This is a genomic window from Methylibium sp. T29-B (assembly GCF_000576225.1).
Classification (GTDB): Bacteria; Pseudomonadota; Gammaproteobacteria; order Burkholderiales; family Burkholderiaceae_C; genus Methylibium; species Methylibium petroleiphilum.
The window spans coordinates 1-4,858 of sequence record NZ_AZSN01000212.1; the positions used below are offsets into that span (position 1 = coordinate 1).

Annotated in this window: 5 protein-coding genes and 1 pseudogene; all 6 read right to left on the reverse strand. The window is 69.8% G+C overall.

What is annotated here, in order from left to right; translation table 11 throughout:
* A partial coding sequence (locus Y694_RS19710) for a class I SAM-dependent RNA methyltransferase (protein WP_231497800.1) occupies positions 1-743 on the reverse strand: 743 nt, incomplete at its 3' end.
* 94 nt (positions 744-837) lie between these two features.
* Entirely contained in the window at positions 838-2,361 is a 1,524-nt protein-coding gene (locus Y694_RS19715; RefSeq protein WP_011827749.1) for an RNA polymerase factor sigma-54, read from the reverse strand.
* Entirely contained in the window at positions 2,361-3,116 is a 756-nt protein-coding gene (lptB, locus tag Y694_RS19720; protein WP_011827750.1) for an LPS export ABC transporter ATP-binding protein, read from the reverse strand. Before lptB ends, Y694_RS19715 begins: the two co-directional genes overlap by 1 nt.
* Positions 3,113-3,741 (reverse strand): annotated as a pseudogene (lptA, locus tag Y694_RS27295) (lipopolysaccharide transport periplasmic protein LptA). The gene lptB and the pseudogene lptA overlap by 4 nt, the downstream one beginning before the upstream one ends.
* Positions 3,742-3,833: 92 nt before the next feature.
* Positions 3,834-4,478, reverse strand: coding sequence for a thiol:disulfide interchange protein DsbA/DsbL (locus Y694_RS19730; protein WP_036235666.1), 645 nt, complete (start codon positions 4,476-4,478; stop codon positions 3,834-3,836).
* A gap of 59 nt (positions 4,479-4,537) precedes the next feature.
* Positions 4,538-4,858 (reverse strand): SPOR domain-containing protein (locus Y694_RS19735; protein WP_173402822.1); only part of this gene is annotated, 321 nt, incomplete at its 5' end.

Consider the following 4,858-nt stretch of genomic DNA (forward strand, 5'->3'; position numbering starts at 1 on the left):
CCGGCGTCGCGGAACGGCCCGAGGCGCTCGAACGCGAAGCGCCGCAGCGAGCCGGGGGCAATGCCGCAGGCGATCTGCGCCGCCTCGATCGCGATCGTGCCGGAGCCGCACACCGGGTCGAGCAGCGGGCCGTCGGCCTCGCGGCCCTGCCAGCCGGCGGCGGCCAGCATCGCGGCAGCCAGCGTCTCCTTCAGTGGCGCCTCGCCCTGGTCCTCGCGCCAGCCGCGCTTGAACAGCGCCTCGCCCGAGGTGTCGACATACAGCGTGGCGTGCTCGGGCGCCAGGTGCAGCAGCAGCGGCAGGTCGGGGCGGCGGGTGTCGACGCTCGGGCGCGCGCCGAGCGCGTCGCGCATCGCGTCGCAGACACCGTCCTTGATGCGCAGCGCGGCGAAGTTCAGGCTCTTGAGCGGCGCGCGCTGCGCGGTCACGTCCACCTTCAGGGTCTGCGTCGGCGTGATCCAGTCGGGCCAGCGCGGGCTGCGGGCCAACGCGTACAGGTCGTCCTCGCTGCGGTAGGGCGCATCGGCCACCTGCCACAGCACGCGCTGGGCGAGCCGGCTGCCGAGGTTGAGTGCCATCGCCTCGCGCGGGCCGCCGCGCACCATCACGCCGCCGCGCTGCGTCTGCGCCGCCGCGCCCGGCAGCAACCGGGCAACCTCGTCGGCGAGCAGCGCCTCGACGCCGGCCGCGCAGGGGAGGAACAAGGAGGACGGCGGGGCGTCGGGCGGAAGGGCGACGTTCATGCGTGCAGAGGGGTTCGAGGGTTGCGCTCGCGCCTCGGTCGACACCGGGCGGGGCGCTGGGTCTTGTTGCCGGTTCGGGCCCGAGACCTCGTCGTCACATCATCGTGCGCCGCAGGTTGGCCGGCGCGATCTTCAGCGCCTCGCGGTACTTCGCCACCGTGCGGCGTGCCACCTGGATGCCCTGCTCTTCCAGCATGCTGCTGAGCTGGCTGTCCGACAGCGGCTTCTTGGCGTCCTCGGCACTGACCAGCTGCTTGATCAGCGCACGCACCGCGGTGCTCGACGCATTGCCACCGGCCTCGGTGTTGAGCGAGGAGCCGAAGAAGTACTTCAGCTCGAAGGTGCCGTAGGGCGTGGACATGTACTTGGCGGTGGTCACGCGCGAGATGGTCGACTCGTGCAGACCCAGCTCGTCGGCGATCTCGCGCAGCACCAGCGGCTTCATCGCGATCGCGCCATGGCTGAAGAAGGCCTTCTGGCGCTCGACGATGGCCTGCGACACGCGCTGGATGGTGTCGAAGCGCTGCAGGATGTTCTTCATGAACCAGCGCGCCTCCTGCAGCCGCGAGCTCAGGCCCGCGCCCGATTCGGTGCGCGCGCCCCGCTGCTGCTTGATGGCCTGGGCGTAGAGGTCGTTGATGCGCAGCTTGGGCATCACGTCGGGGTTGAGCACCACGCGCCAGCCGCGGCCGGCCTTCTGCACGATGACATCGGGCACGATGATGTTGGCCTCGGCCTTGGTGAAGGGCCGGCCGGGCTTGGGCTCGCAGCGCACGATCAGCGCCTGCGCGGCCTTCAGCAGCTCCTCGTCGGCGCCGGTGGCGGCCATCAGCTTCTTGCCGTCGCGCCGCGCCAGCAACTCGAGGTGGTACTTGCAGATCAGGATCGCGATCATCTGCGCCTCACAGCGCGGTCCGGCCCGCAGCTGCAGCGTCAGGCACTCTGACAGGTCGCGCGCACCGACGCCCAGCGGCTCCAGGTTGTGCAGCCACTTCAGCGCGCAGCGCAGGCGGTCGAGCAGCTCCTCGACCGCGATGTCGTCCTCGTCGCCGGCCAGGCGCTGGGCGATCTCTTCCAGGGGGTCGGCCAGGTAGCCGTCCTCGTCGAGCGATTCGATCAGCACCATCACCGCGCCGCGGTCCTCGTCGCTCAGGCGCATGCCGCGCAACTGGTCGCGCAGGTGGTCCTGCAGGCTCACCCCGGCGCTGCTGCGCTCCATGGGGTCGAACTCGTCGCTGTCGTTGTTGCCGGCCTTGCCGGGCGTCTCGCGGATGCCGTCGAAGTCCTCGCGCTCGGTGCCGTTCTCCCAGTCCTCGCGCTCGGTGGTGCCGAACTCGGCCGCATCCACCGCGACCGGCTCGGGGTCGGCGGCCACCTCGGACCCCGAGCCCTCCCAGGCGTCATCGGCCTGGCGCTCCGTGGCCGTGGCGCGCTCCACCGGCGCGTCGAACGGGGTCGGCGCATCTTCCTCCACTTCGAGGAAGGGGTTCTGCTCCAGCATCTGCTCGACTTCCTGGTGAAGCTCGAGCGTGGAAAGCTGCAGCAGCCGGATCGACTGCTGAAGCTGCGGCGTGAGCGCCAGATGCTGCGAAAAACGGACCTGCAGGGAAGGCTTCATCACATCCTGAAGTGCTCGCCGAGGTAGACCTTGCGGACGTCGGCGTTCTCGACGATCTGCTCGGGGGTGCCTTCGGCCAGCACGCGTCCTTCGCTGATGATGTAGGCGCGGTGGCAGATGCCCAGGGTCTCGCGCACGTTGTGGTCGGTGATCAGCACGCCGATCCCGCGGCTCTTGAGGAAGCCGATGATTCGCTGGATCTCGATCACCGCGATCGGATCGACGCCGGCGAACGGCTCGTCGAGCAGGATGAAGCGCGGCTGCGTGGCCAGCGCGCGGGCGATCTCGACGCGCCGCCGTTCGCCGCCCGACAGTGCCGGTGCCGGGCTGTCGCGCAGCTTGTCGATCGACAGGTCGTGCAGCAGGCCGTCGAGCAGCTCGTCGATGCGTGCCTTGGTGTAGGCCTTGCCGCGTTCGTCGAACTGGAGCTCCAGCACCGCGCGGATGTTCTCCTCGACGGTGAGCTTGCGGAAGATCGAGGCCTCCTGCGGCAGGTAGGACAGCCCGAGGCGCGAGCGCTGGTGGATCGGCAGGCGCTCGATCGGCGCGCCGTCGATGCGGATCTCGCCGGCGTCGGCGCGCACCAGGCCCACGATCATGTAGAAGCTGGTGGTCTTGCCGGCGCCGTTCGGGCCCAGCAGGCCCACCACCTCGCCGGCCGCAACGGCCAGGTGCACGTCCTTGACGACCTTGCGGGCGCCGTAGCTCTTCTGCAGTCCGCGAGCCTCCAGGCGGCTCGCCATCGCCGTGTTCATGGCCGCGTCCCCGCCCCGGAGTTTGGCGCCGAAGCCGGGTTCTCGCGCGGCGTCAGCACGCCGCGCACCCGGCCTGGCGCGGCCGCGGAGGCCGGGCCGCCGAGCACCTGGAAGACCTCGGTCACGTTGTCGTAGGAGATGGTGTTGCCGGCCACCTCGTCGGCCAGCGTGCTGCCGCGGAAGCGCCGCAGCACGGCCTGGTTCACGAGCCGCACGGTGTCGCCGCGGCCGTCGTACTCGAGGCGCTCGGCCTCGCCCTCGATGTACTCGTCGTTGCTGCCGCGCTTCTGGCGGAAGTAGGCACGCTTGTTCGGCCAGCCGGTCGCCACCGCGGACTGGTAGCCTCGGGACTCTGGCGCACCTCCACGCGGTCGGCGCGGATGACGATGCTGCCCTTGGTGATCTCGACGTTGCCCGACAGGATGTTCAATTGCTTGACCTCGTCGACCCGGGCCGAGTCGGCAGTGAAGGCCAGCGGCTGGCTGCGGTCAGCCTTTTCGGCGGCGAAGGCCGGCAGCAGGGCCAGCCCCAGCACCGCCAGGACGGCCCGGCAAACAGGCTGCGCCAGCAAGGTGCACCGCGATGCAGGATAGGGGGTCGGAGCGGACATGGAGGGAATCGGCATGAATCTTGCTGCCGATTCTAGGGTGAGTTCGATCGCTTGCCACGGCCGGCCGCCGCTCCGACGGCCGCTGTCGCGTCGACGCCAAACGAGGGTCAGCCGCCCTTGCGGATCTGCGCGATCAGGTGGTCGGTGATCGCCAGCGCGCGGTCGTTGCTGCCGGCCAGCGAACCCGAGGTGTAGTAGGACCCGTTGATGCCGATCGCCGGCGTGCCGTCGATCTTGTAGCCGGCCGACAGCGCGGCGGCCTGGCGGGCCTTGGTCTGCACCGAGAACGAGTTCATCACGTCGAGGAACTTGGCCTTGTCGACGCCATTCTTCGCCACGAAGTCGCCGATCGCCTCGGGCGTGTTCAGCGGATTGCGTTCGACGTGCATCGCGGTGAAGACCTTGCGGTGCAGGGTGTCGACCAGCCCCAGGGCCTCGATCGCGAAGTACAGCTTCTGGTGCAGCACGAACGGCACCTCGCGGAAGGCGACCGGCAGGCGCCGGAAGGTGATGTCCGGCGGCAGCTTCTTGACCCAGGATTCGAGCATCGGCTCGAAGGCGTGGCAGTGCGGGCAGCCGTACCAGAAGAACTCCACGACCTCGAGCTTCTTCGGGTCCTGCGTCGGCTGGCGCTGCGACAGCTTCACGTAGTCCTTGCCCTCGACCGGACCGCCCTGGGCGTGGCCGAAGGCCGGCAGCAGTCCGACGCAGGTGGTGGCCAGCGACAGGGTCGTGAAGTCACGACGGTTCATGAGCATCCTTTCAGCGTTCAGACAGACGCAGCGGTGGAGTCATCCCCACGCCGCGAAGTTCATTTCTGCACCCGCACCAGCGCCGACACCATGCCGGCGCCGTCCAGCGTTTCCTTCACCTTCTCGGCCTCGGCGCGCTGCACGAACGGGCCGACGCGCACACGGTACATCGTCCGGCCCGATTGCTCGCGCTCGGTGATCTTGGACTCGAAGCCCTGGATCGCCAGCTTGGCGCGCTGGGCCTCGGCTTCCTCGGTGCGCGCGTAGGCGCCGACCTGCACGAAATAGACAAACGCCTCGGACGCGCCGGTGGTGGACAGGTCCGGGCCGGGCCGGGCCGGGCCGCCGCCGAGGATCGCGGCCGGGTCACGGCCGTCGGG

Bases quoted from the DNA above. Each gene is read 5' to 3' on its own strand.
- Y694_RS19715 (WP_011827749.1), bottom strand. From the start codon at position 2,361: ATGAAGCCTTCCCTGCAGGTCCGTTTTTCGCAGCATCTGGCGCTCACG.
- lptB (WP_011827750.1), bottom strand. From the start codon at position 3,116: ATGAACACGGCGATGGCGAGCCGCCTGGAGGCTCGCGGACTGCAGAAG.
- Y694_RS19730 (WP_036235666.1), bottom strand. From the start codon at position 4,478: ATGAACCGTCGTGACTTCACGACCCTGTCGCTGGCCACCACCTGCGTC.